21 protein-coding genes are annotated in these 20,195 nt (G+C 48.4%); 12 read left to right on the forward strand and 9 right to left on the reverse strand.

All coding sequences use genetic code 11. From position 1 onward, the window contains the following. Nucleotides 1-47: 47 nt before the first annotated feature. The 3 genes from BP97_RS0123685 (at nt 48) to BP97_RS0123695 (ending at nt 3,107) form a co-directional block, all read left to right on the forward strand. Nucleotides 48-1,787 (forward strand): 5'-nucleotidase C-terminal domain-containing protein, encoded by a 1,740-nt coding sequence (locus BP97_RS0123685; RefSeq protein WP_028551349.1) that lies wholly within the window; start codon nt 48-50, stop codon nt 1,785-1,787. A 156-nt stretch (nt 1,788-1,943) separates the two neighbouring features. Beyond that, entirely contained in the window at nt 1,944-2,372 is a 429-nt protein-coding gene (locus tag BP97_RS0123690; RefSeq protein ID WP_028551350.1) for a MarR family winged helix-turn-helix transcriptional regulator, read from the forward strand. A 402-nt stretch (nt 2,373-2,774) separates the two neighbouring features. Beyond that, the gene (locus BP97_RS0123695; protein ID WP_028551351.1) at nt 2,775-3,107 is read left to right on the forward strand and encodes a carboxymuconolactone decarboxylase family protein; all 333 of its coding nucleotides are present in this window, start codon (nt 2,775-2,777) and stop codon (nt 3,105-3,107) included. A gap of 156 nt (nt 3,108-3,263) precedes the next feature. Here the strand turns inward: BP97_RS0123695 and BP97_RS0123700 are convergent, their stop codons facing one another. Together BP97_RS0123700 and BP97_RS0123705 are read right to left on the reverse strand one after the other, a co-directional pair. Further along, nucleotides 3,264-3,704, reverse strand: coding sequence for a hypothetical protein (locus BP97_RS0123700; protein ID WP_028551352.1), 441 nt, complete (start codon nt 3,702-3,704; stop codon nt 3,264-3,266). A gap of 4 nt (nt 3,705-3,708) precedes the next feature. Further along, nucleotides 3,709-4,257 carry an NAD(P)H-dependent oxidoreductase gene (locus BP97_RS0123705; RefSeq protein WP_028551353.1) on the reverse strand — a complete coding sequence of 183 codons (549 nt, stop codon included), beginning with the start codon at nt 4,255-4,257 and terminating at the stop codon, nt 3,709-3,711. 161 nt (nt 4,258-4,418) lie between these two features. Between BP97_RS0123705 and BP97_RS0123710 the strand changes: the two genes are divergently transcribed. From BP97_RS0123710 to BP97_RS0123720, 3 genes are all read left to right on the forward strand, one after another. Continuing rightward, complete coding sequence (locus BP97_RS0123710) at nt 4,419-5,057, forward strand: HlyD family secretion protein (protein ID WP_036746423.1); 639 nt, start codon at nt 4,419-4,421, stop codon at nt 5,055-5,057. A gap of 12 nt (nt 5,058-5,069) precedes the next feature. Continuing rightward, on the forward strand, nt 5,070-6,599 hold the full coding sequence (locus BP97_RS0123715) for a DHA2 family efflux MFS transporter permease subunit (protein WP_028551355.1): 1,530 nt from the start codon (nt 5,070-5,072) through the stop codon (nt 6,597-6,599). An 82-nt stretch (nt 6,600-6,681) separates the two neighbouring features. Then, entirely contained in the window at nt 6,682-7,224 is a 543-nt protein-coding gene (locus BP97_RS0123720; protein WP_028551356.1) for a helix-turn-helix domain-containing protein, read from the forward strand. Between the two features lie 52 nt (nt 7,225-7,276). Here the strand turns inward: BP97_RS0123720 and BP97_RS0123725 are convergent, their stop codons facing one another. From BP97_RS0123725 to BP97_RS0123745, 5 genes are all read right to left on the reverse strand, one after another. Further along, nucleotides 7,277-8,449, reverse strand: a complete 1,173-nt coding sequence (locus BP97_RS0123725) for a response regulator (protein WP_028551357.1) — start codon at nt 8,447-8,449, stop codon at nt 7,277-7,279. Beyond that, nucleotides 8,427-10,301, reverse strand: coding sequence for a cache domain-containing sensor histidine kinase (locus BP97_RS0123730; RefSeq protein WP_028551358.1), 1,875 nt, complete (start codon nt 10,299-10,301; stop codon nt 8,427-8,429). The genes BP97_RS0123725 and BP97_RS0123730 overlap by 23 nt, the downstream gene beginning before the upstream one ends. Before the next feature lie 103 nt (nt 10,302-10,404). After that, a complete protein-coding gene (locus tag BP97_RS0123735) occupies nt 10,405-11,202 on the reverse strand; it encodes a carbohydrate ABC transporter permease (RefSeq protein WP_051620924.1) in 798 nt (265 codons plus the stop codon). 102 nt (nt 11,203-11,304) lie between these two features. After that, complete coding sequence (locus BP97_RS0123740) at nt 11,305-12,195, reverse strand: carbohydrate ABC transporter permease (protein WP_028551360.1); 891 nt, start codon at nt 12,193-12,195, stop codon at nt 11,305-11,307. Nucleotides 12,196-12,294: 99 nt separating this feature from the next. Then, a complete protein-coding gene (locus tag BP97_RS0123745; protein ID WP_036746426.1) occupies nt 12,295-13,641 on the reverse strand; it encodes an extracellular solute-binding protein in 1,347 nt (448 codons plus the stop codon). Nucleotides 13,642-13,921: 280 nt separating this feature from the next. Here BP97_RS0123745 and BP97_RS0123750 point away from each other — a divergent pair, with 280 nt between their 5' ends. From BP97_RS0123750 to BP97_RS0123780, 6 genes are all read left to right on the forward strand, one after another. Beyond that, on the forward strand, nt 13,922-14,332 hold the full coding sequence (locus BP97_RS0123750) for a DoxX family protein (protein ID WP_028551362.1): 411 nt from the start codon (nt 13,922-13,924) through the stop codon (nt 14,330-14,332). Between the two features lie 21 nt (nt 14,333-14,353). Next, the gene (locus BP97_RS0123755) at nt 14,354-15,130 is read left to right on the forward strand and encodes a DODA-type extradiol aromatic ring-opening family dioxygenase (protein WP_028551363.1); all 777 of its coding nucleotides are present in this window, start codon (nt 14,354-14,356) and stop codon (nt 15,128-15,130) included. A gap of 116 nt (nt 15,131-15,246) precedes the next feature. Further along, the gene (locus BP97_RS40315) at nt 15,247-15,414 is read left to right on the forward strand and encodes a hypothetical protein (RefSeq protein WP_156043294.1); all 168 of its coding nucleotides are present in this window, start codon (nt 15,247-15,249) and stop codon (nt 15,412-15,414) included. Nucleotides 15,415-15,524: 110 nt separating this feature from the next. Further along, complete coding sequence (locus BP97_RS37235; RefSeq protein ID WP_051620920.1) at nt 15,525-15,776, forward strand: hypothetical protein; 252 nt, start codon at nt 15,525-15,527, stop codon at nt 15,774-15,776. Nucleotides 15,777-16,146: 370 nt separating this feature from the next. Continuing rightward, the gene (locus BP97_RS0123775) at nt 16,147-16,821 is read left to right on the forward strand and encodes a response regulator transcription factor (RefSeq protein ID WP_028551364.1); all 675 of its coding nucleotides are present in this window, start codon (nt 16,147-16,149) and stop codon (nt 16,819-16,821) included. Beyond that, a complete protein-coding gene (locus BP97_RS0123780) occupies nt 16,818-18,236 on the forward strand; it encodes a HAMP domain-containing sensor histidine kinase (protein WP_231506376.1) in 1,419 nt (472 codons plus the stop codon). The genes BP97_RS0123775 and BP97_RS0123780 overlap by 4 nt, the downstream gene beginning before the upstream one ends. Before the next feature lie 31 nt (nt 18,237-18,267). Here BP97_RS0123780 and BP97_RS0123785 read toward each other — a convergent pair whose 3' ends face one another. Both BP97_RS0123785 and BP97_RS0123790 read right to left on the reverse strand, forming a co-directional pair. Beyond that, nucleotides 18,268-19,149, reverse strand: a complete 882-nt coding sequence (locus tag BP97_RS0123785) for a carbohydrate ABC transporter permease (protein WP_028551366.1) — start codon at nt 19,147-19,149, stop codon at nt 18,268-18,270. 21 nt (nt 19,150-19,170) lie between these two features. Next, nucleotides 19,171-20,070, reverse strand: a complete 900-nt coding sequence (locus BP97_RS0123790; protein WP_028551367.1) for a carbohydrate ABC transporter permease — start codon at nt 20,068-20,070, stop codon at nt 19,171-19,173. Nucleotides 20,071-20,195: the final 125 nt, after the last annotated feature.

Raw genomic sequence — 20,195 nt, forward strand, 5'->3', positions numbered from 1 at the left:
TTACAATGCGATGGACAAATTAATTAGGTAATCCAAGGAGGGCAAGTATGAAAAAAAGCGCAGCATGGCTTTCGATGATGTTGGCCTTATTCATGAGCACTTCATCCATGGTCCCGGCAGCAGCGGCAGACGTACCGAACGGGACGAAGACGATCACGATCCTGCATACGAATGATATTCACAGCCGAGTTGAAGAAAGCAAGGAAGGTATTGGCTATGCCAAGCTGGCAACGATGATCAAGCAGCAAAGAGCAGCCAATCCGAACACGCTGGTACTGGATGCCGGAGATACGTTCCACGGTCAGACCATAGCAAATCTAGAGCGCGGTGAGAGCATCGTCAAGATCATGAACAGTATCGGCTTCGATGCCATGGAGCCAGGAAATCATGACTTCAACTATGGCAGCGATCGACTTGTGGAGCTAAGCGGAAAGGCTCAATTCCCCATCATCTCCGCCAATGTGAAAAAAGCCGACGGTTCCCGTCTGCTAAAGCCTTATATCATCAAGGATGTAGCAGGAGTAAAAGTCGGTATATTCGGTCTGACTACACCGGAAACGGCTTATAAGACCCATCCGAATAATGTCAAAGGCATCACATTTGCCGATCCGGTAACGGAAGCCAAAGCGATGGTAGCCGAGCTTAAAGGCAAGGCCGACATTGTCATTGCCCTGGCTCATTTAGGAATAGATCAATCTAGCGTTGATACAAGTATCAAGGTGGCTGAGCAGGTGCCCGGTATTGACGTCATTATCGATGGACACAGTCACTCTACCTTGGAAAAGGGTATGACGGTCGGCGGCGCTCTTATCGCGCAAACCGGCGAGTACAGCAAAAATATCGGTAAAGTAGATATCGCACTGGATGGGACGAAAATCAAAAGCAAATCGGCAAGCCTCATTATGAAGCCTGCCACCGATAATATTCAGGCTGACCCTGCCGTGGATAAGATTGTGAGCGATATTAAAAAAGGCCAGGATAGCATGTTATCCCAGGTTGTAGGCTCTACGGCGATGAAGCTGATAGGTGAGCGCGAGGTTGTCCGTGTTGGCGAATCCAATTTGGGCAATCTGATAACGGATGCCATGCTGGATGAAACCGGCGCCGACATTGCCTTGACCAACGGCGGTGGAATCCGAGCATCAATCGAGGCCGGACCGATCACTAAAGGCCAAGTTATTACGGTGCTCCCTTTCGGCAACTACATCCAGACGAAAAAGGTCAAAGGCGCCGACATTGTCTCCGCGCTTGAGCTGGGAGTATCCTCCTATCCAGAGCCACTCGGAGGATTCCCGCATGTAGGCGGCATTACTTTCACACTCGACGCCGGGAAACCTTCCGGTAGTCGCGTTAGCAATGTCTTAGTAAAGGGTCAGCCTATCGACCTTGAGAAAACTTATATTCTGGCAACAAACGACTTCATGGCAGCCGGAGGAGATCAATATACAATGTTCAAAGACTATCAGCTAGCCAACGATTTCTCTTCTCTTGAGGAATCTGTCATCGCTTACTTGCAGAAAATAGGCTCCGTGATGCCAAGCGCAGACAGCCGTATTAAAGTCATCTCTGCTGCTTCGGAGTCCGTCCCGTCCGGAGCGGCGCCAGCCCCTGCTGAAGCCCAAGCTGCACAGGCTGTTTCCGGAGTTTATATTGTAAAAGGCGGTGATTCCTTATGGAAAATTGCTCAGCAATATAACACTAGCTGGACCCTGCTTCAGGAATGGAACCAGCTCACCAACCCTAACCTGATCTTTCCAGGTCAGAAAATTATCGTTCCAGCCAGCTAAACGGCTGCTCTCATTACAAACAACCTTGTTCCTGCCAGCAGGTCCAAGGTTGTTTCTTTGTATATCGATTGGAATCCGCCCCATTCCGATGTACACTGAATGTACAACAGCTGTGGCGGCAAGCCGAGCTGATCATTTTTTAGAATGAGGTATGATATGGAGCAGCATATGTCTTCTTTGCTCGGCTTTTGGATGAAACGGGCTTACCGTGATATTTGCAATTATCTGGACAGCCGTCTGGAGCCTTATGGACTGACCAATTCGCAATTGGGCGTACTGATGATGCTTTGGGAACAGGACGGGCTTACGCAAACCGATATTCAGAAGATGCTCGGCATCCAGCCCGCTTCTATGACACATTTAATCAAGGGGCTGGAGCATAAGCAGCTTGTTACGCGCAGCGGAGATCCGAATGACTCCCGGGTCAAACGTTTGTATGTCACTGAGCAGGGCAAGGCTCTGGAACAGCCGTGCATGGCTATTGTACTGGAGGGTGAGGATAAAATGCGCAGCGGCTTTTCTTCGGATGAGGCTATCATTATGCGAACTTGGATTCAAAAGGTCATGAGCAATTTGAACTCCTGAATAGGAGTTCATTTATTTAGAAACCCGTGGACGATTAGAAGTGTGTGGTACTCCGGTGGGGTATCCCCTTCCGGTCGCTGTTGTTATAGGGAAATTTTTAATTTTATTTTTAGTGGTAATTTCCCGATAACAAAGGCGAACGCTTTCGCTCCTCCAGGGAATACCCCACCTCCACCTTTAACCCTCTTCTGAAAATAGGATTTCTTTAAAGACTGAACTCCTGAACAGGAGTTCTTTTTATTTAGATATAGAAGCAATAAATTCAAGCTACTCATTTATTAAAGTAGGGATAAACCAAAATAATATAGGAAAATAAAGGATTATTTTCTTGATTTCCGGTCTTTCATCCATTACAATTTACTTAGGTATCTAAATAAATTGTAGAGATGAGGTTGATCCCCCATGTCCGATGATGTTTTATATCGTAAATCGTATTTAGGACGTATTACGGAGTTGAGAAAAATGGCCGCTCCCGCCGCAGACAGCTATTTTCAATTCGAAAAAGAAGCTTTCGCGTCGGGTCAACTCCCTCGAAAGACGAAGGAGCTGATCGCCGTTGCAGCTGCACACATCACAGGCTGCCCCTACTGTATTGACGTTCATGTAGCAAAATACAAAAAGCTGGGTGGCACCATGGAAGAAATCGTGGAAGCCGTCATGGTAGCCTCTGCCGTCAATGCCGGTGCTGCACTGGCGCATTCCGTCAATGCATTGAACGCTTACGAGCACAATTGACTTCCTCTCTTCCTATGTTCATACTACTTCACTACGATAACCCACACCTTCTTAATCCTAATTGAATGCAAACAGCCCGGTTTGTGCTAAGGCTTCAAACCGGACTGTTATATTTGTAATAGAGACAAGCTTATACCGGGAGAAAGCTTCGGCTCCTTATTGATCGTTCTTATTCATTGAACGAAGCGCATCACGAAATTGATTGTCTTTGGTTGTTTTAGAACTATCTTCCTCTGAATCATCCTTAGTCTTTTCGCTGCTCTCAAAACTTCTTAATGCCTGCCGGTAATCATGGTCACCGCGACTGCTTTCCCTTCTAATTTTGGGATCAGGAGGTTCAGGCTCAGCCGTTGCAGGCGCTTCCTTGACGGGCTCCGGTACAGCAGCCACCGCAGGTGGTGTGGCAGACGGCACGGCTTGGGGAGGGGCAGCCTCCACACTCACTACCGGCTCAGACGGGGCTTCAGGAATCCGCTCTTGCGTTGGAGAGGACATTTCGCTCTCTCTTTTTTTTCGGTTGGACTCCACCTTCAAATTATAAACGATAAGAAACACAAGCCCGACAACGGCAATAATACCAAAAATGATATATTGCATATGGCTACACCCTGTCGTGCTTCATTTTTCCAGTAATTGTTGCAACCCGTTTACCTAATGCACGGCCTAAAGCAAGGTCTCTCTCCGTTGGCAAATTGGGCGGATCATTGCGCGATGCTTCAACAGGGCAGGTAACTCCAACCCCGTAATAGGAACCATACAAAGCATTCTCGGGAATGTTACCTGGCAGACCCACAATAATCATCCCCTGATGAAGCATCGGGGTAATCAAATTCAGCATGGTTGCCTCAATACCGCCGTGCACGGTAGCTGTAGTACAAAACACAGCACCGATTTTATCCATTAGCTTCCCTTGCGCCCACAGGTAACCTAACTGATCGATCCAGGTTTTCATCCCGGAGCTGATGGTCCCGAAGTGCCCAGGACACCCCCATATAATGGCATCCATATCCACCAGCTCGCTCGTGTCCGCTTCACTGACGTGGCGCAGCTTTACCGTTGACTGCGGATGGCTGTTAGCCCCCTCATAGATGGAGCGTGCCAACGCCTCCGTATGTCCGTTCTCGCTATCGTAAACCACTAAGATTTTCATGGTGTGTTCAATCCTCCCTATCCTATGCTTCTCCATTCAATTTTCCCCATGAAGAGTTAAAGTATGAGCCTTAAATAATTTCCAACTCTCAGTGACTGCATAATTAAGGAACCAACAGGGGAAAATGTGTACAGAAAAATGGATGCATGGAGGAATGGAAGATGAGTAAAGTAATTTTGATCAATATTTTGGTCTTGATCCTCATTTTGGGCGGCGCCGGTGCGGCGATCTACTATTACAACCGGTCCATAAACTACGTAACCACAGACAATGCGAAGTTCGAGGGTCAATCTGTAACAATAGCAGCCGTTGCTTCCGGACAATTGACTGAATGGAACGGACAAGTTGGGAAGGCTTACCGTTCTGGCGATCGTGTGGGCAGCATACAACCGTCAGCAGGTACTGCTAAGGTTGATTTGACTGTACCGATCGAAGCTACTATTGTTCAGCAAACCGCTGTTCCCAACTCTTTCGTCTCGGCAGGCTCTCCATTGGCCCGAGGCTTTGATCTAAACCATTTGTGGGTAACCGCCAATATTGAAGAAACGAAAATTAACAATATTAAAGCGGGACAAACCGTGGATGTGTATACGGATGCCTTTCCCGGGACTACGATTACAGGTCACGTAGACAAAGTAGGATTGGCGACAGCGAGCTCCTTTTCTCTGCTGCCCTCCTCTAACAGCAATGCCAACTATACTAAAGTAACTCAAGTCATTCCTGTTACTATTACACTGGATAGCTATAACGGACTGGCAATCGTTCCGGGCATGAACGTATCCGTACGAATTCATATTTAGCAGGGGGCCGTTATGGAAAATATCTCGATCGGCCGCACGCTGACCGTGTTAATGGCCGGGGCTTTCGTAGCCATCTTGAACCAAACGCTTATCAGTGTGGCAATCCCTCACATGATGAACGACTTCAATGTCTCGGCCACTACAATACAATGGTTGACCACAGCTTACATGTTGGTCAATGGAGTGCTCATACCGATCACCGCATATTTGATTGAGACGTATGGAACCCGTGCTCTGTTTCTGTTCGCTATGGTTGCCTTTACGGTAGGCGCATTGATTTGTGCTATATCGCCCAATTTCACTATTATCCTCATTGGCCGAATCATTCAGGCGATAGGAGCCGGAGTACTCATGCCCCTGATCACGAATGTATTCCTCGCCGTTTTCCCTCCTGAGAAAAGGGGAGCAGCTATGGGTACTATGGGGATTGTTATGATTTTCGCTCCTGCGATAGGGCCGACATTAGCAGGATGGGTCGTTCAGAACTACACTTGGCGCATTTTGTTCTACGTCATGATTCCATTAGGAGTTCTGGACATTTTGTTGGCACTCAAATGGCTCAAAAATGTAACTAAGCTTTCCTATCCACGTTTCGACACGGCTGGAGCGATTTATTCTACTGTCGGCTTCGGGGCTTTACTCTACGGTTTCAGTGAAGCTGGAAGTAAAGGATGGACGAGCCTGCTTGTCTTAGCCAGTTTTTTTATCGGTATTATCTTCCTGCTCCTATTCATTTGGCGCGAGATAACCGCCGATACACCTTTACTTGATTTGCGCGTGTTCAAATATGATGTGTTCACTATGAGTACGGTCATAGGCGCGGCCGTTAATATGGCCATGCTAGGGGCGATGATTCTGCTTCCGATCTACCTGCAAAATATTCGTGGTTTTACACCGCTGCAATCGGGACTTCTGCTGCTTCCGGGAGCTTTGATCATGGGGGTCATGTCCCCTATTTCCGGGGCGCTGTTTGACCGGATGGGAGCCCGTCCGTTGGCTATTGTCGGCTTGATCATTACCGCAATCACGACGCTTGAATTCAGTAAGCTGACCGATACATCGACCTACAATCACATCATGCTGCTGTACACGATTCGCATGTTCGGGATGTCGATGATTATGATGACCGTGCAGACCGCTGGATTAAACCAGCTGCCAAGGCAGCTAGGCAGCCATGGAACAGCCATGTCCAACACGACACGACAAGTCGCAGGCTCCATCGGCACCGCTCTATTAGTTACCGTCATGTCGAGCCGAACCACAGTTCATTTGGGCAATTATTCAAATGAGATCACAACGAGCAATCCCATTTTGACGGAAAATATTAATCAGTTCGGGCAGCAGCTCGCTCTGGCTTCGGGTCAGGCAGTCGAAGCAGGCAGTACCTTAGCGGTTCAGACGATCTACTCTCTGGCAGCGACTCACTCGACCATCAGCGGGATTAATGACTCATTTCTGGTTGCGACTCTGATTACCGTCGTTGCCCTGTTCTTCTCTCTGTTCCTTCGCAGAGCTAAGCATCCGGAAGTACCTCAGAAATAGTCCATGCTTTGCAAATCACCGCCCGATTCGCTAAGATGATAGCAGCAGCAAGCACATTAAGGTGAAAAATGGGGATGGAATCATGGAGATTGGGGCGACGATTCGGGCGATACGTAAAAAAAGAGGCATTACGATCGGGCAATTGTGCGAAGCGACGGGACTCTCGCAAGGATTCATGAGCCTGGTTGAGAATAACAAGACCTCTCCTTCGCTGGCAACCTTGGAATCTATCGCTGGAGTACTCAAAGTACCATTGGCGTTCCTGCTGCTGAAGCAGGAAGAACGGATGAAAGTCGTTCGTAAAGAGGATCGAACCTTCAGCTTCTACAAAGATCAATTAAAGGTGGAGCATTTGGGAGAGGAAGGCGGTCTGCGGCTTATCCTCATTGAAGTTCCGCCGGGGCTTCCAAGGACGGAGGAAACAAGCGTTCACGAAGGGGTCGAATGCCACCTTATATTAAAAGGCACCCTCCTCGTAACCCAAGGTGAGGATGAATTTGTTTTGAGCGAAGGGGACACTTTCACCTGGCAGGCATGCGTACCGCATAAAGTATCTAACATCGGGGACGATCAGGCCGTCATCTTGATAGCCAGCTACAACGAAAGCAGAGCAGGCCGCTCCTGATCACATGAAAATAAGCCACGGCTTCCTATGAGGAGCGGTGGCTGTTTGCTGTCTAGGAGCTGCAATCGAACTGCTTGCGGTATTCCGTAGGTGTAAGAGTCAGCTTCTTGCGAAATACCTGGGTGAAATGCCGCATATCCTGATAGCCGACCCGCTCCGCCACATCGGCGATTTTCAAATAAGGGTCCTGCAGCAGCTCCTTTGCCCGTTCTATGCGCAGCTGGATCACATATTCCTTGTAGCCCTGACCGGTTTTGTGCTTGAACAGCTGACTGAAATACACGGGGTTTAAAAAGACGACGGATGCTACCTTCTCCAATGACAAATCGGCGTCGTAATGCGCTCGAATGTACTGCAAAGCGACGTCAATGGAGCTTTCCCCGCCCTTTTCAACCGGCTTCGCTGCTGGAATGGCACCGAACTGCTTGAGCTTCTTAACCTCCTCGGGAATTCGCCCGAAATCACTCAATGAACCACTCATCGATAGATGAAAAGGGATCTTCAAGCATTGATGAAGATGACTCTTCAGCTCGGCGGAGAATGTCTCTACCCCCACTCCCTCACGCATCGTAACCAAGCCGAGCAGGCTGTGGCTGTCCAGACTGACGACGAAGCCATGCCCTTGCTTATCCATTAATTCGGACAACACATTGTCTACAATAAAATGTTCCAAATGGATTCGGTTGGCGCTCTCGAGACGAACCATGACCAGATAAAACTGCGGATGCCGCTCCGTAAGATCCGTCATATCAAACCGTCCTATATCCAGACCGGACGCCCAGCGTTGAAAGACTGCCTCACGCAAGTATTTCAAATTCGATTTCAGCAGCTGGTTCTCCATCGTGAGCCGGCTGTCTCGCTTCAGCTCAGTTTCCAACGCAGCTATGAGTCCGATCAGCTTCTCCTTGCCTATAGGCTTGATCAGATAATCCCGCGCTCCAAGCCTCATTGCTTCTTGAGCGTAGGCAAATTCGGAATAAGCGGAGATAACAATCCATTTGACATGAGGATGCCTCCGGCGGGACAGCTTCATTAATTCCAGACCGGTCATGCCAGGCATCAAAATATCGGTAAATACCGCATCTACATGCTCACTCTGCAGCACCTCAATGGCTTCTTCCGGAGAAGCGGCCAAAAAGACACGGCATTCAGGATAACCGGCTTGAATAGCCCGCCTGACCCCTTCGCGAATGATCTTCTCATCATCGACCACCAGAATATTCATGCAGGCTGCCCCTTTCTGCTTCCATACGCTTTACTAGAGGAATCGTAATTGTAATCGTTGTCCCTTGCCCTATCCGGCTTCGGATAGCCAAACCATAAGGCTCGCCGAACATCAGCAGCAGGCGCTGGTGCACATTATGCAGACCGATACCTTGCCGAGTCTTTACTGCCGCCCCTTCAATGTGTGCAGCGGAGGGTACGGTATTGTACTCTTGTGTCGTACGTTCTCCGTTCGGCAAGCTTTCCCTAAGTGAGCTGTTGAGCCGTTCGAGAGCCTCTTCATCCATCCCCGGCCCATTATCTTCAATGTACAATCGTAGAAGCGAATCCGTTGACTCTCCGTAGACCCGCAATACACCTGCCTCATGCATCGGCTCTAAGCCATGCTTCACGGCATTCTCTATGAGAGGCTGCAGCGTCATCTTGGGCAGCCGGATAGAATGCCAGTTCTCGGCTATACGAATGTCCGTACGCAGCCTGCCGTCAAGTCGCGTCTCAATAATCGTTAAGTAATGGCCGATCTGCTCCAATTCTTCACCTAAGGTGACGACCGAGTCTTCTTCCCAGTGGCTGCTGTAGCGGAACATGTGGGATAAGGACAAGACGACCCTTCCCAACCGGTCATTCTCCTGCTCGTCGAGCATCCAGTAAATCATATCTAAAGTGTTGTACAAAAAATGAGGATTGACCTGGGATTGCAGTGCAAGCAGCTGAGCGTTTTTCTCGCTTTCGGAAACCGCTCTAATGCGACCTATCAGCTCTTCCATACGACCGACCATCTGATTGAACGACGCGACTAATATATTGATTTCTTCATATGAATTTACGTTAAGAACTCCGTGAAAATTCCCTCTCTCGACCTGCTTCATTTGATGAATGAGCCGCTTCATAGGAGAAGCAAATGACTTGGAGACGAGCGTAGCCATTACCGTCGCGACGACAACGAGAATGGACCCGACGAGCAGTAAATAATGCTTCATCTGATCGAGCTCGACGTTCAGGTCCTTGGAGGGGGTCAGACTAACGAATTGCCAGTCAGCCAATGCCGGTCTGGATGCAACGACAAGAATGCCTGATTGCTCCGTCACCAGCACTTCATGCTCTTGTAGCGGATGGTCTCCCAGTGATTTGAGCAGCTTGGAATCGGTCTCACTCGTACCGTTCGAACCCATCACTTTGCCTTCCTTGGACAGCATATACACCTCGCTGTGCGAGCCGAGACTTAAATTCGATAAGGCGGAAAGGACCTGCTTCGGAGTCATTTCTACGAACAGAACCCCGATAGGCTGATGGGTATGAAAATCATACAGATGCCTTCCAAAGGCAAAGACGGACCGCTTTTCATTCTGGTCAATCATCGAACGTTCCTTCACACCGAACCAGACCAACTCGCCTGTCGATGCCTCGATTTCCTTATACCAGGACGCCGCGGCGAAATTGGGGTCAATCACGCTCATCATGCTGCCATAGCTGTATACAGCACCAGTATTGGATATAACGTGGATACCGACAATATCCTCGCGCGAATTGTAGAAGCCTCCCAAAATATTGACGATCGTCCTTTCGTTAATCGCCTTCAAGGCAGGGTCCTTATGGCTATCATCCACTATCAGCCGCTGCATATCCAAATTGCCTGCGATGGATTTGGACAGCGTATTGTACCCTTGCAGCAGCAAATCGAACAGTTCTACCGTCTGATACACATTTTTTTGCGCGATGTCGCTAAATTTCTGATGAAACTGGTCTGTCCATCGTTTGTAGTACAATCCGCTCACGACCAGCAGCAGGCTAAGCATGCAGATGAGAAAAAGGAAAAATAACCGATTGTGGATCGAATGAAGCCCTCGCCGCACGAATGATGTCCCCTTTCGCATAACAGCCTGCTTTAACTATACAACATGGTCCGGCTTTTGAGCAGATCTTCCAGCTGAATCTCGCAGGAAAAAGCGAGCAAAGTTATCCCTTGACCGCTCCGGCAACCATTCCCTTCGTAATTTTCTCCGATAGCAGGAAGTAGATGACGATAACGGGTATAGCCCCCATGACAAGAAAGGCACCGATAGCACCATAGTTAACCGAATATTGGCTGACAAAGCTGTTGACGCCGAACGGCAGCGTCTTGAGGCTCTGGGATGAAATGAATGTCGCTGCCATAATATACTCATTCCACACCGAGATAAACGTTAATATACATACCGTCATAATAGGAGGGACAGAGATCGGCAGGATGATGCTGCGGAACATGCGGGTGATGCTTGCACCGTCCATTATGGCGGATTCCTCGATTTCTACAGGAAGAGACCTCATAAATCCTGATAGAACAAATACAGCAATCGGCGTTGAGAAGGAAATGTAGGGCAGAATTAAAGCCAGATAGGTGTTCAATATGCCCAGGTGCTTGAAAATAATCATATTGGGCAGCAGTGTAGCTTGCAGTGGGATCATTATCCCTACCAGAAAGACCAGCATAACTGCGTTACCATACCGGAACCGAAACCTGGTTATCGCATAGGCAACCATCGAGCACAGAACGATGACCACGAGCATGGTTACCACCGTAACGAAGAAGCTGTTGAATAGATACCTTAAATAAGTCCCAGATACATAGGCATCCTTATAATTGTGCCACTGGGGGGATTGTGGAAGAGAGAAGAAGCTGCCGCTTAATATCTCTTCATTCGTCTTCAGGGAATAAAGCAGCAGCCAGACAAGCGGATAGATCTGCGTGACGAACAGTACGGACAGCAGCGCCATGACAAGGCCTTTCCCCACTGAAAATCGGCTGCGGCGAGCTTTGACGGTACTCGAGGCGATGACTCTACCGGATATGGAGCTCATGATCGGCTCTCCTTTCGATTAAGCATACTTGTTCTCCAGCCAGCGGAAAACGACGTTTAATAGCACCGTCACGATCAGACACTCCACAACGAGGAAGGTCGCCAAGGCGCTACCATAACCATATTTCATGGATAAAAAGGACATATTGTACATATGGGTGGAAATTACGTCCGTCGCATGAGCGGGACCACCCGAGGTCATAACCATAATCATGTCGAAGGACTGCAAGGAACCTATGACAGAAAGCACAATCGATATTTTAAAAATCGGCAGCACCATCGGCAGCGTAATGTACCGGTCCGCGGTCAGACCTTCTGCGCCGTCAATACGCGCCGCCTCATAAATATCCGCCGGAATGTTCTGTATGCCGGTAAACTGAATCAGCACATGGTAGCCGAGATACTGCCACAGAGCCACGAAGAACAGCGAGAAAATCGCAACCTTCGGGTCCGTCAGCCATGAGCGAGTCCAATGATCGAGACCGGCGGCTATAAGAAGCTGATTCAGCATTCCGCCGAGCGATGCGGGATTGTAAATTGTTTTCCACAGCTGCCCTATAACTACAACCGACAGAATGACGGGTAAAAAGTAGCTTGATACCCAAAAGTTCGGCTTACGAACAAAGCGACTGATCAATATCGCCACGAATAAAGCGACTGGAATTTCTGCCATAGAAAACAAGGCGAACAGCAGCGTTCTTCCAACAGAGGGCCAAAAGACCGAATCCTGTGTAAAAATCTCCTTGAAGTTATCCAGTCCGATAAACTTGGATGTACCGATCCCATTCCAATCCAGCATAGCGCTGTAAAAGGAAACAAGAATCGGTATAAAAACCAGCGCTACATACAATAGCAAACAAGGGAGCACGAACAAAGCAATCATCCGTTTGGGTACTCTTAACGCATTCAACTGTAACAGCCTCCTCTCAAGTTGTTCTGTTAAAACTTCCCTATGTGGTGACAAAGGGAACCGTCTAAGTTCCCGGTTCCCTTCGCACCTAGCCTAACCTTATTTATTGTTCGCCTCGAAGGCTGCTTGATGCTCCTTCGCCACATCCTTAGGATCTTTTTTCTGGACGAACAGGTTTTGAATGCTGGTCAAGTGAGCTTGTGCCGTTCCCGGGTTCATCGTGTTGTCGAAGGCCAAATCGCCACCCTGCACCGTTTTGAATAAATCAAGTACATCAATGGCTAGCTGCGAGTACCCTGCCGCTTTGAAATCACCGTCTACTTTTTGCGCCAAGCCTACCGCGTTTTTCATCTCGAACGATACTTTAGGGAAGTTGACCATGAAGTAATTCATGAAATCTTTCGTTTCTTTCAGATGCTTGCTGTTGGCCGATACGGCAAAGCCGCTTCCTGGCGCCAGCATGTATTGGTCAGGATTTCCCTTACCATCCACAGTTGGGAACTTAAATACGCCGACCTTGCCTTTGACCGACGAATCATCGATACCTCCTGTTGCCCATGATCCCATGAAATACATCGCCGTTTTACCGGTTTTGAACAGGTTCTCTCCTGCATTGTAATCGAACGAAGTCGCACCTTCTTGGAATGCGCCCGCTTGGACCAAATCCTGGAGCTTCGAAACTGCCAGTTCAAATGCCGGGTCATTGAACGTTTTCTTTTTATCCATAACATCCTTGAGGAAGTTCGGGCCGCCGTTAGTCCGCAGCACCATGTTCATGAATAAGAAGGAGCCGGTCCACGTATCTTTCTCCGGTATTGCGATCGGTGTAATTCCCTTAGCCTTTAATTTCTTGGACACCTCGATCATTTCCTCGAACGTCTTCGGAATCTCTACCCCCGCCTGGGCGAATAACTCCTTGTTGTAGTACACCACCGCAATATTGTTGCCGTCAGGAAGCGCATACACATTATTGTTGAAAGTGTAATAGTCGAGGATGCCTTTCTGGAATGAGTCCTTTAACCCGTTTTTGTCCAAAATATCATTAAGGGGAGCCAGTAATCCGGCATCTACAAACGGTTTCATTTGCGCGCTTGGATTGACGATCGTAATGTCTGGAACTTCTTTAGACGCTGCTTGGGTTTTGAGCTTCAGCTTTTGCTGGTCGGTGTTCAAAGAATCAAGCTCGATCTTTATATTCGGGTTCGCCGCCGTGTAATCGGCTACAATCTTCCTTACTATCTTATATGTTGGGGTCGTCGGATCCGGGTATATGTTTTGAAATGTGATTGTTACTGCACTTTGCTTATCTTTATCTTTGGTCGCGTCACCGGAGCTGCCTCCCTGACTCGCTTGACCAGGTGCCGGGCTGCCTCCGCCTCCACATGCTGCAAGACTTAATACCAGCGTTCCGGTCAAAGCCAGATGGACCTTACGCATTTTTTTCATCACTGCTCCCCCTCACATCGATTCTCCTTGCTACATGCTTATTATTGCATTCGGGAGAGCTATTCAACAATGAACAAACTTAAGAGGTTAGGTTTGTTTTTTATAGTGGGGGCATAGGCGGAATTGGACAGCGGACCGCTCAGGCGCATGATTTTTTATTAATAATATAAATATTATATTTGTATGAGAAATATTTCTTCTTGACGCTCTGCTGTTAGTTATGATAACTTTTATTTAAAGTAATCAGCTTACAAAACTATAGTTATAAGGAGAGGATCTAGTGTCTAAAGGAAGTATTATTCATACTGTAGTACGCATCCTATTCGGAGTGATATTCATGGCTCATGGTATAGCAAAACTGCAAATGGGGTTAAGCAACGTAGCGGGCTGGTTTAACAGCATCGGTATACCGGGCCAACTCGGTTATGTAGTTGCCTTCTTGGAATTGATCGGAGGCGTGCTTCTCATTGCAGGCTTAGCTACCCGTTATATATCGATTGCTTATATTTTGCTGATGGCAGGAGCCATAATTAGTACGAAGCTGCCACTAGGTTTACTTGGAGACGGTAAAGCACCAGGGTTCGAGCTTGAGCTGGCCTATATGCTGATTGCCCTGTTCTTAACAGTAGAACCGAAAAAAGGCTGGGGTCTAGACCGTTTATTCGGACGCACTGCAAATCCAACCAATTAATAATTTGAGGAGGCTGCGATAATGGGAACATCATTTTTTATCGGTCACGGATCCCCTATGCTCGCGATTCAGGATCTCCCTTATACTCGGGAGCTGCGCCAGCTGGGAGATCAACTAGGCAAGCCGGAGGCGGTTATCTTATTCTCCGCCCACTGGGTAAGCCGCCAGCAAGAGCTTACGTATTCGGATAACGTCTACGAAACGATTTATGATTTTGGCGGTTTCCCGGATGAACTGTTCCGAGTCGTATACCCGGCACGGGGATCGGTTACCATCGCCGACGAGCTTCATGGATTGTTTGAAGCGGCTGGTATTCCGACAAGCCGCAATACTGCCCGCGGACTCGATCATGGTTCCTGGGTCGTGCTGCGGCACATGTATCCGGAGGCCGATGTTCCGGTTATCGCCCTCTCCGTTAATCCGCTGCTTCCGCCGGAGCAGCAGTATCGCATTGGGCAAGCCTTGGCGGAGCTTAGTGATCGCAGAAACGTTGTCATCATCGGCAGCGGCGCAACCGTGCATAACTTCCGCGCAATGGACTTCGGCAAGCCGGAACAGGCCGATAGCTGGGCCAAAGAATTCGACGATTGGCTCATCGGCCGCATGAAGGAATGGGACACTGCCTCCCTATTCGATTATTTGCAGCAAGGACCTTATGCCAAGGTCGCGACGCCGGATTACGAGCATTTCCTGCCGATATTTATCGCCATGGGTGCAGGCGATACTCGGAAGAAAGCCGAGCTGCTGCACCAAAGCTATCAATACGGCTCGCTCAGTCATTTGATTGTGAAGTTTTAATTATTGGGCAGCTGCTCCAGGACGGGGCAGCTGCCTTTTTGCATTACGCAAGGATTGAAACTTACATTTGATGGTAACAATAATTAACAAGAAAACGTTTTCGAGGAGAGATGCGAATGCAGTATAACCTCACGACTAAGAATGATATGAAAGAAATTATTCTATCGGCCATCGAACAAGAGAAATGGAATGCAGCCATTAAATTGATTCAAACCGTACAAGAGATGGAGCGCAACGGCAGAGAAAGCATCCTCATTGAGATTAAACAGCATCCCTCCGGCTAACGAACGTTTCTTGCTATCTACCCTTCTCACTTACACTCTTCACCTACTCACTAGGCAAGTCACCATTGCTGCCACCCCTTCATACAGTAAACTACGGAGGGGATTCAATCATGTCTTGGCATCAAAGCATCCATTATTTAATAGGCAAGCCGGTCGGCGTCTCTTTAACGAACGGCCAAGGGGTATCCGGAGTTTTGTGCAGCGTGAACGCAGGGGAGATTTACCTGCTCGAATATTTGTACCATACACAGTTCGCGACGAAGCATTATCCACTCAGCCAAATTCAAAATATTCTTCCTTACCCTGCCTGCTACACCGCTCAGCCCGCTCAGCCGCCATCACAGCAAAGGCCTTATTATTGACATACCTGTTGACCATATCCAAATACGTATCTTCTGCAAAGACTGTCCTCCAGTGGTTGGACAGTTTTTTTTTTGCGTTTTTTGGCACAAACTTGGCTTCGATAACCACCGTTTATATTCCGTTTAAAAAAGTATCGTATGCTGCTCTTACCAAGGTAGAAAAAAGGAGCGAATGCGAGCATGTCGAATCCAAAACCAAACATGAATCTGATTTTAACCGGGCTGCTGTTAGCTTCACTCGATCAATCGGAAGCCTATCCTGAAGCGGAACTCGTATAAAAAGAGGAACTGGTATATGATAATCCCAACAAGATTTCTTATTCCATTCGAACCGTTGGAATTTATTATAGAAAGAAGGATGACAAGTACAATGACTAAAATCATGATAGTCGATGACGATTCACATATCCGTGAATTGGTACGGGTTTTTCTAACGAACGAGGGCTTCGAGGTCGTCGAAGCCCCGGACGGTGTAGAGGCGCTCGCACTGCTCGGGTCGGTCACCGTAGATATGGTCATTCTCGATATTATGATGCCAAATATGGATGGCTGGGAGCTGTGCCGCGAGCTGCGGGAGCATTACGAGCTCCCCCTCCTCATGCTGACAGCCAAAGGAGAAACGGCTCAAAAGGTCAAAGGCTTCGAGCTCGGTACGGACGATTATCTGGTGAAGCCGTTCGATCCTCTGGAGCTGGTCGTCCGGGTGAAGGCACTGCTCAAGCGGTACCGCATTGCCTCCTCCCAGACGATTCAATTCGGCAAACTGTCGATGAACCGCAAAACATATGAGCTCAATGCGAACGGCGAAAGCTTGACGCTTCCTTTAAAAGAATTCGAGCTGCTATTCAAGCTCGGCAGCTATCCAGGCAAAACGTTCTCTCGCGAGCAGCTCATAGAGCAATTATGGGGCTATGATTTCGAGGGTAATGAGCGGACAGTCGATGTCCACATAAATCGGCTTCGCGAACGGTTTCCGGAGGATCCGTACGGGTTCAAGATCAATACGATTCGGGGGCTCGGTTACCGGCTGGAGATTCTCTCATGAAACGGGATAATTTCGTCCTCAGCGCTGCTTTTGGAATTGGCCTGTTTTTAACCGTATCCATTGTGCTATGGACTGTAGCTTCCTTACTGACCGCTTACTACTACGATTGGCGCGGCCAGGAGGCCAGATGGAACGAAATGCTCGGCAATGGTAAGACGATTGCCGTCCTTACGGACAACAATGCCGGTAATATTGACGGCCTGATGAAGCAGTTGGCGCTTCTGAAACAGGAAAGGCTTGTTCTCATCGATGGAACGGGGAACAAGCTTGCATTCGGTGGAGATCAGGCCATATCGTTCGCCTCAACCATCGATCAGGCTGAGATTGATCAAGTCCTAACCGGTACGGAGATTAAGAAAGTGAAGCGCGGCAACGTATTCCAGCCCGGGCTTGCGACCACCGGTCAGGCCATATCGATAGCCGGCCGTCCTTATGCTTTGTTCATTCAAGCGGATACGGAAAGCCTGTTCCACGATTACGGCAAACAGCTCGTCACTGTGATTGTCAATCTGCTCCTATTTCTCCTGCTCGGCTTGCTTGCATCGCCTAAGAGAAAAAAACAGGTGCTCTACTTGAAACGAATGATCGATGCGATCCGCAAAATGGCCAAAGGAGATTTCAACGTTACCTTCGAAACGCGCAAGGAGCACGGCCCTTGGGGAGAATTGGCGGAAAACCTGAACCATATGGCGGTCGAACTGAATCAAATAGAGCAGATGCGGCAGGAATTCATCTCGAACGTCTCGCACGAGATTCAATCTCCCCTTACTTCAATCAACGGATTCGCCCGTGCCCTCCATAATGAACAGCTAAGCGGCGAGGAGCGTAAGCACTATCTTGAAATCATCGAGACGGAAAGCACACGCCTGTCCAAGCTGAGCGACAACCTGCTGAAGCTAACCTCTTTGGAGTCACAGCATCACCCGTTCGATCCCAAGCCCTACCGGCTGGACAAACAGCTGCGCAGGCTGGTTCTTGCATGCGAGCCTCAATGGCTGGGCAAGAACATCGAGATGGACGTGTCATTAGATGAGCTGACCTTAGAAGCGGACGAGGATATGATGAGTCAAGTATGGGTCAACCTGCTTAACAACAGCATCAAATTCACTCCTGTGGATGGTACGATCGGAATTCACGTGAACCATCAAGACGGTCAAGCCATCGTCCGCATTTCGGATACGGGCATCGGTATTTCCGCTGAAGACCAGCGGCATATATTCGAGCGCTTCTACAAAGCAGATAAGTCACGTCATCGTTCCGGCGGAGGCAGTGGACTTGGACTTTCCATCGTCCATAATATCATCGAGCGGCACCGAGGCTCCATCACCGTGCAAAGCCGGACCGGTGAAGGTACGACCTTCACCATCAACCTTCCGCTCAAAGCAAGCAAATACGACAAAAACGCTCTTTCCTGAAACCAGGAAGGAGCGTTTTTGCGATACTATCTTAACCTTTCAAAGAACCTGCGGACATTTGCATAAACGATTTATTCGCTAATGCGTAAACTACGAGAATCGGCAGGATTGATAGACAAGCACCTGCCAGCATTAGGTTAAGCTGTGCAGCATCGCCTGTGCCGTAACGAAGATTCGCCAGACCAACGGTCAACGGCTGCAGCTTCGGCGAGCTCATCGTGAAGACGAGCGGCAAAATATATTCGTTCCAGCCGTGACGGAAGGCAAACAGTGCCGATACGCCAATACCTGGAGCAACGAGTGGCAGTACGATACGCCAGTAGATGCGGAAGTATCCGCAGCCGTCCAGCATCGCCGCTTCATCCAGCTCCTTCGGAATCCCTTGGAAGAAGCCGAGCAAAATGAAGAAGGTCGAGGCGTGAGCCGCAATAAGGATAATAACAACGCCCCACAGCGTTTTATTCAAGCCGAGAGAGACCATGATATCGTATTGCGGACGAAGCACAACCGCACCGATAGAGATAAACATCGTTGCCGATTGGATGAACACAAACAGCTTTTTACCTGGAAAAGGAAGCCGGTTCGCCGCGAAAGCCGCCATGGAAGCGACGATTAGCGTACCAATTGTGGACACGATACTGATAAACAAACTGTTCCACGTAAAGGTGCTGAAATTCCCTTTTTGCCAAGCGTTTAAGTAGTTGCTGAATTGCCATGACTTAGGTAAAAACGTATCGCCCAAGTTAATTTCGATATTGGTTTTAAACGAGTTGATAATCGCCATAATGACTGGAAACACGGTAACGACAAGGACAACCAGCAAAAATGCCCAAAGTACGATGAGGCCTGTATATTTGCTAGCCTTGGAACGGCTTTTTTTCCCCGCGTGTACGGTTGCAGGCGCGCTATTCATAGTAATCGCTCCCTTCCCCTATTAATAAACCTTGTTAAGGCGTTTGGAAATGTAGAAGTATGCCGCTGTAATAAGACCGACGATCAAAGCAGTAACGAAACCTACCGCACTGCCGTATCCGAATTGAGGCTGTACGCCGGAACCAGTAGAAACCGGGAAGAACAGCTTGTACACGTACAAGAACATAACTTCCGTCTTGCCGACCGGGCCGCCCTCGGTAAGTACCATGATACTTTCATAGCCCTTAAGCGAGTTGATGATGGCATACATAATAATGATTTGCAGTACAGGTCCAAGCATAGGAATCGTAATGTACCAGAACTTTTGAGCTTCGTTGGCTCCATCCAATGAAGCACTTTCGTAGACGTCATTCGGGATGCTTTGCAAGCCTGCAATAAACAGGAGCATATAGTTCCCGAAGGCACCCCACGCCGCGATCAAAATAACGGTAAGCATCGCATGCTTCTGCCCGAGCCAATCAATAGGCTGCCCGATGATGTGAAGGTTCAGCAGCATTTTATTCAAAATACCGTTGTAGGAGTTAAAGACGATAAAGAAGACAACCGCCATAACCGCGGAACTGATTACCGTAGGCATGAAATAAACAGCCCGTAAAAATTGGCGCCCGCGAATCGCCCGGTTCAAAATAACCGCGAGAATCAATGACAGCGGCAGCGTGATGAGCAGCTTGCCCCCCGCATAAATAAATGTGTTCCATACTGAATCCCAATACATTTGGTCATGCAGCAGCTGTTTGAAATTATCGAGCCCGATAAAAACTTCTTTCCCGTAGCCTTTATAATCGTAAAACATATACCGGATAGCCCAGCCGATTGGATATACGGAGAAAATGAGCGTAAGGAGCAGACTCGGGAGTACGAATACTGATGAAACTCCTAACAGCCTGGATTTTTTTATCATAATGTTCCCTCCTTAGAGTTTCACCGTAGGTGAAACTTACTTCGTAAGCATCTTTTCATAGTTCTTTGGCAAAAAGAAGGGGACCTATCAACATAAGGTCCCGCCTCTGAACAAATTACTGCGCA

It is taken from the genome of Paenibacillus sp. UNC451MF (assembly GCF_000686845.1).
In the GTDB taxonomy this organism is placed as follows: Bacteria; Bacillota; Bacilli; order Paenibacillales; family NBRC-103111; genus Paenibacillus_S.

What these genes read in the sequence shown, in the direction of transcription:
- BP97_RS0123745 (WP_036746426.1), bottom strand. Translation starts at nt 13,641, where the DNA reads ATGAAAAAAATGCGTAAGGTCCATCTGGCTTTGACCGGAACGCTGGTA.
- BP97_RS0123785 (WP_028551366.1), bottom strand. Translation starts at nt 19,149, where the DNA reads ATGAATAGCGCGCCTGCAACCGTACACGCGGGGAAAAAAAGCCGTTCC.
- BP97_RS0123700 (WP_028551352.1), bottom strand. Translation starts at nt 3,704, where the DNA reads ATGCAATATATCATTTTTGGTATTATTGCCGTTGTCGGGCTTGTGTTT.
- BP97_RS0123690 (WP_028551350.1), top strand. Translation starts at nt 1,944, where the DNA reads ATGGAGCAGCATATGTCTTCTTTGCTCGGCTTTTGGATGAAACGGGCT.
- BP97_RS0123710 (WP_036746423.1), top strand. Translation starts at nt 4,419, where the DNA reads ATGAGTAAAGTAATTTTGATCAATATTTTGGTCTTGATCCTCATTTTG.
- BP97_RS0123685 (WP_028551349.1), top strand. Translation starts at nt 48, where the DNA reads ATGAAAAAAAGCGCAGCATGGCTTTCGATGATGTTGGCCTTATTCATG.
- BP97_RS0123715 (WP_028551355.1), top strand. Translation starts at nt 5,070, where the DNA reads ATGGAAAATATCTCGATCGGCCGCACGCTGACCGTGTTAATGGCCGGG.
- BP97_RS0123735 (WP_051620924.1), bottom strand. Translation starts at nt 11,202, where the DNA reads ATGGCGCTGCTGTCCGTACTGTTCGTCACGCAGATCTATCCGCTTGTC.
- BP97_RS0123705 (WP_028551353.1), bottom strand. Translation starts at nt 4,257, where the DNA reads ATGAAAATCTTAGTGGTTTACGATAGCGAGAACGGACATACGGAGGCG.
- BP97_RS40315 (WP_156043294.1), top strand. Translation starts at nt 15,247, where the DNA reads ATGCAGTATAACCTCACGACTAAGAATGATATGAAAGAAATTATTCTA.
- BP97_RS0123775 (WP_028551364.1), top strand. Translation starts at nt 16,147, where the DNA reads ATGACTAAAATCATGATAGTCGATGACGATTCACATATCCGTGAATTG.
- BP97_RS0123720 (WP_028551356.1), top strand. Translation starts at nt 6,682, where the DNA reads ATGGAGATTGGGGCGACGATTCGGGCGATACGTAAAAAAAGAGGCATT.
- BP97_RS0123725 (WP_028551357.1), bottom strand. Translation starts at nt 8,449, where the DNA reads ATGAATATTCTGGTGGTCGATGATGAGAAGATCATTCGCGAAGGGGTC.
- BP97_RS0123780 (WP_231506376.1), top strand. Translation starts at nt 16,818, where the DNA reads ATGAAACGGGATAATTTCGTCCTCAGCGCTGCTTTTGGAATTGGCCTG.
- BP97_RS0123695 (WP_028551351.1), top strand. Translation starts at nt 2,775, where the DNA reads ATGTCCGATGATGTTTTATATCGTAAATCGTATTTAGGACGTATTACG.
- BP97_RS37235 (WP_051620920.1), top strand. Translation starts at nt 15,525, where the DNA reads ATGTCTTGGCATCAAAGCATCCATTATTTAATAGGCAAGCCGGTCGGC.
- BP97_RS0123755 (WP_028551363.1), top strand. Translation starts at nt 14,354, where the DNA reads ATGGGAACATCATTTTTTATCGGTCACGGATCCCCTATGCTCGCGATT.
- BP97_RS0123790 (WP_028551367.1), bottom strand. Translation starts at nt 20,070, where the DNA reads ATGATAAAAAAATCCAGGCTGTTAGGAGTTTCATCAGTATTCGTACTC.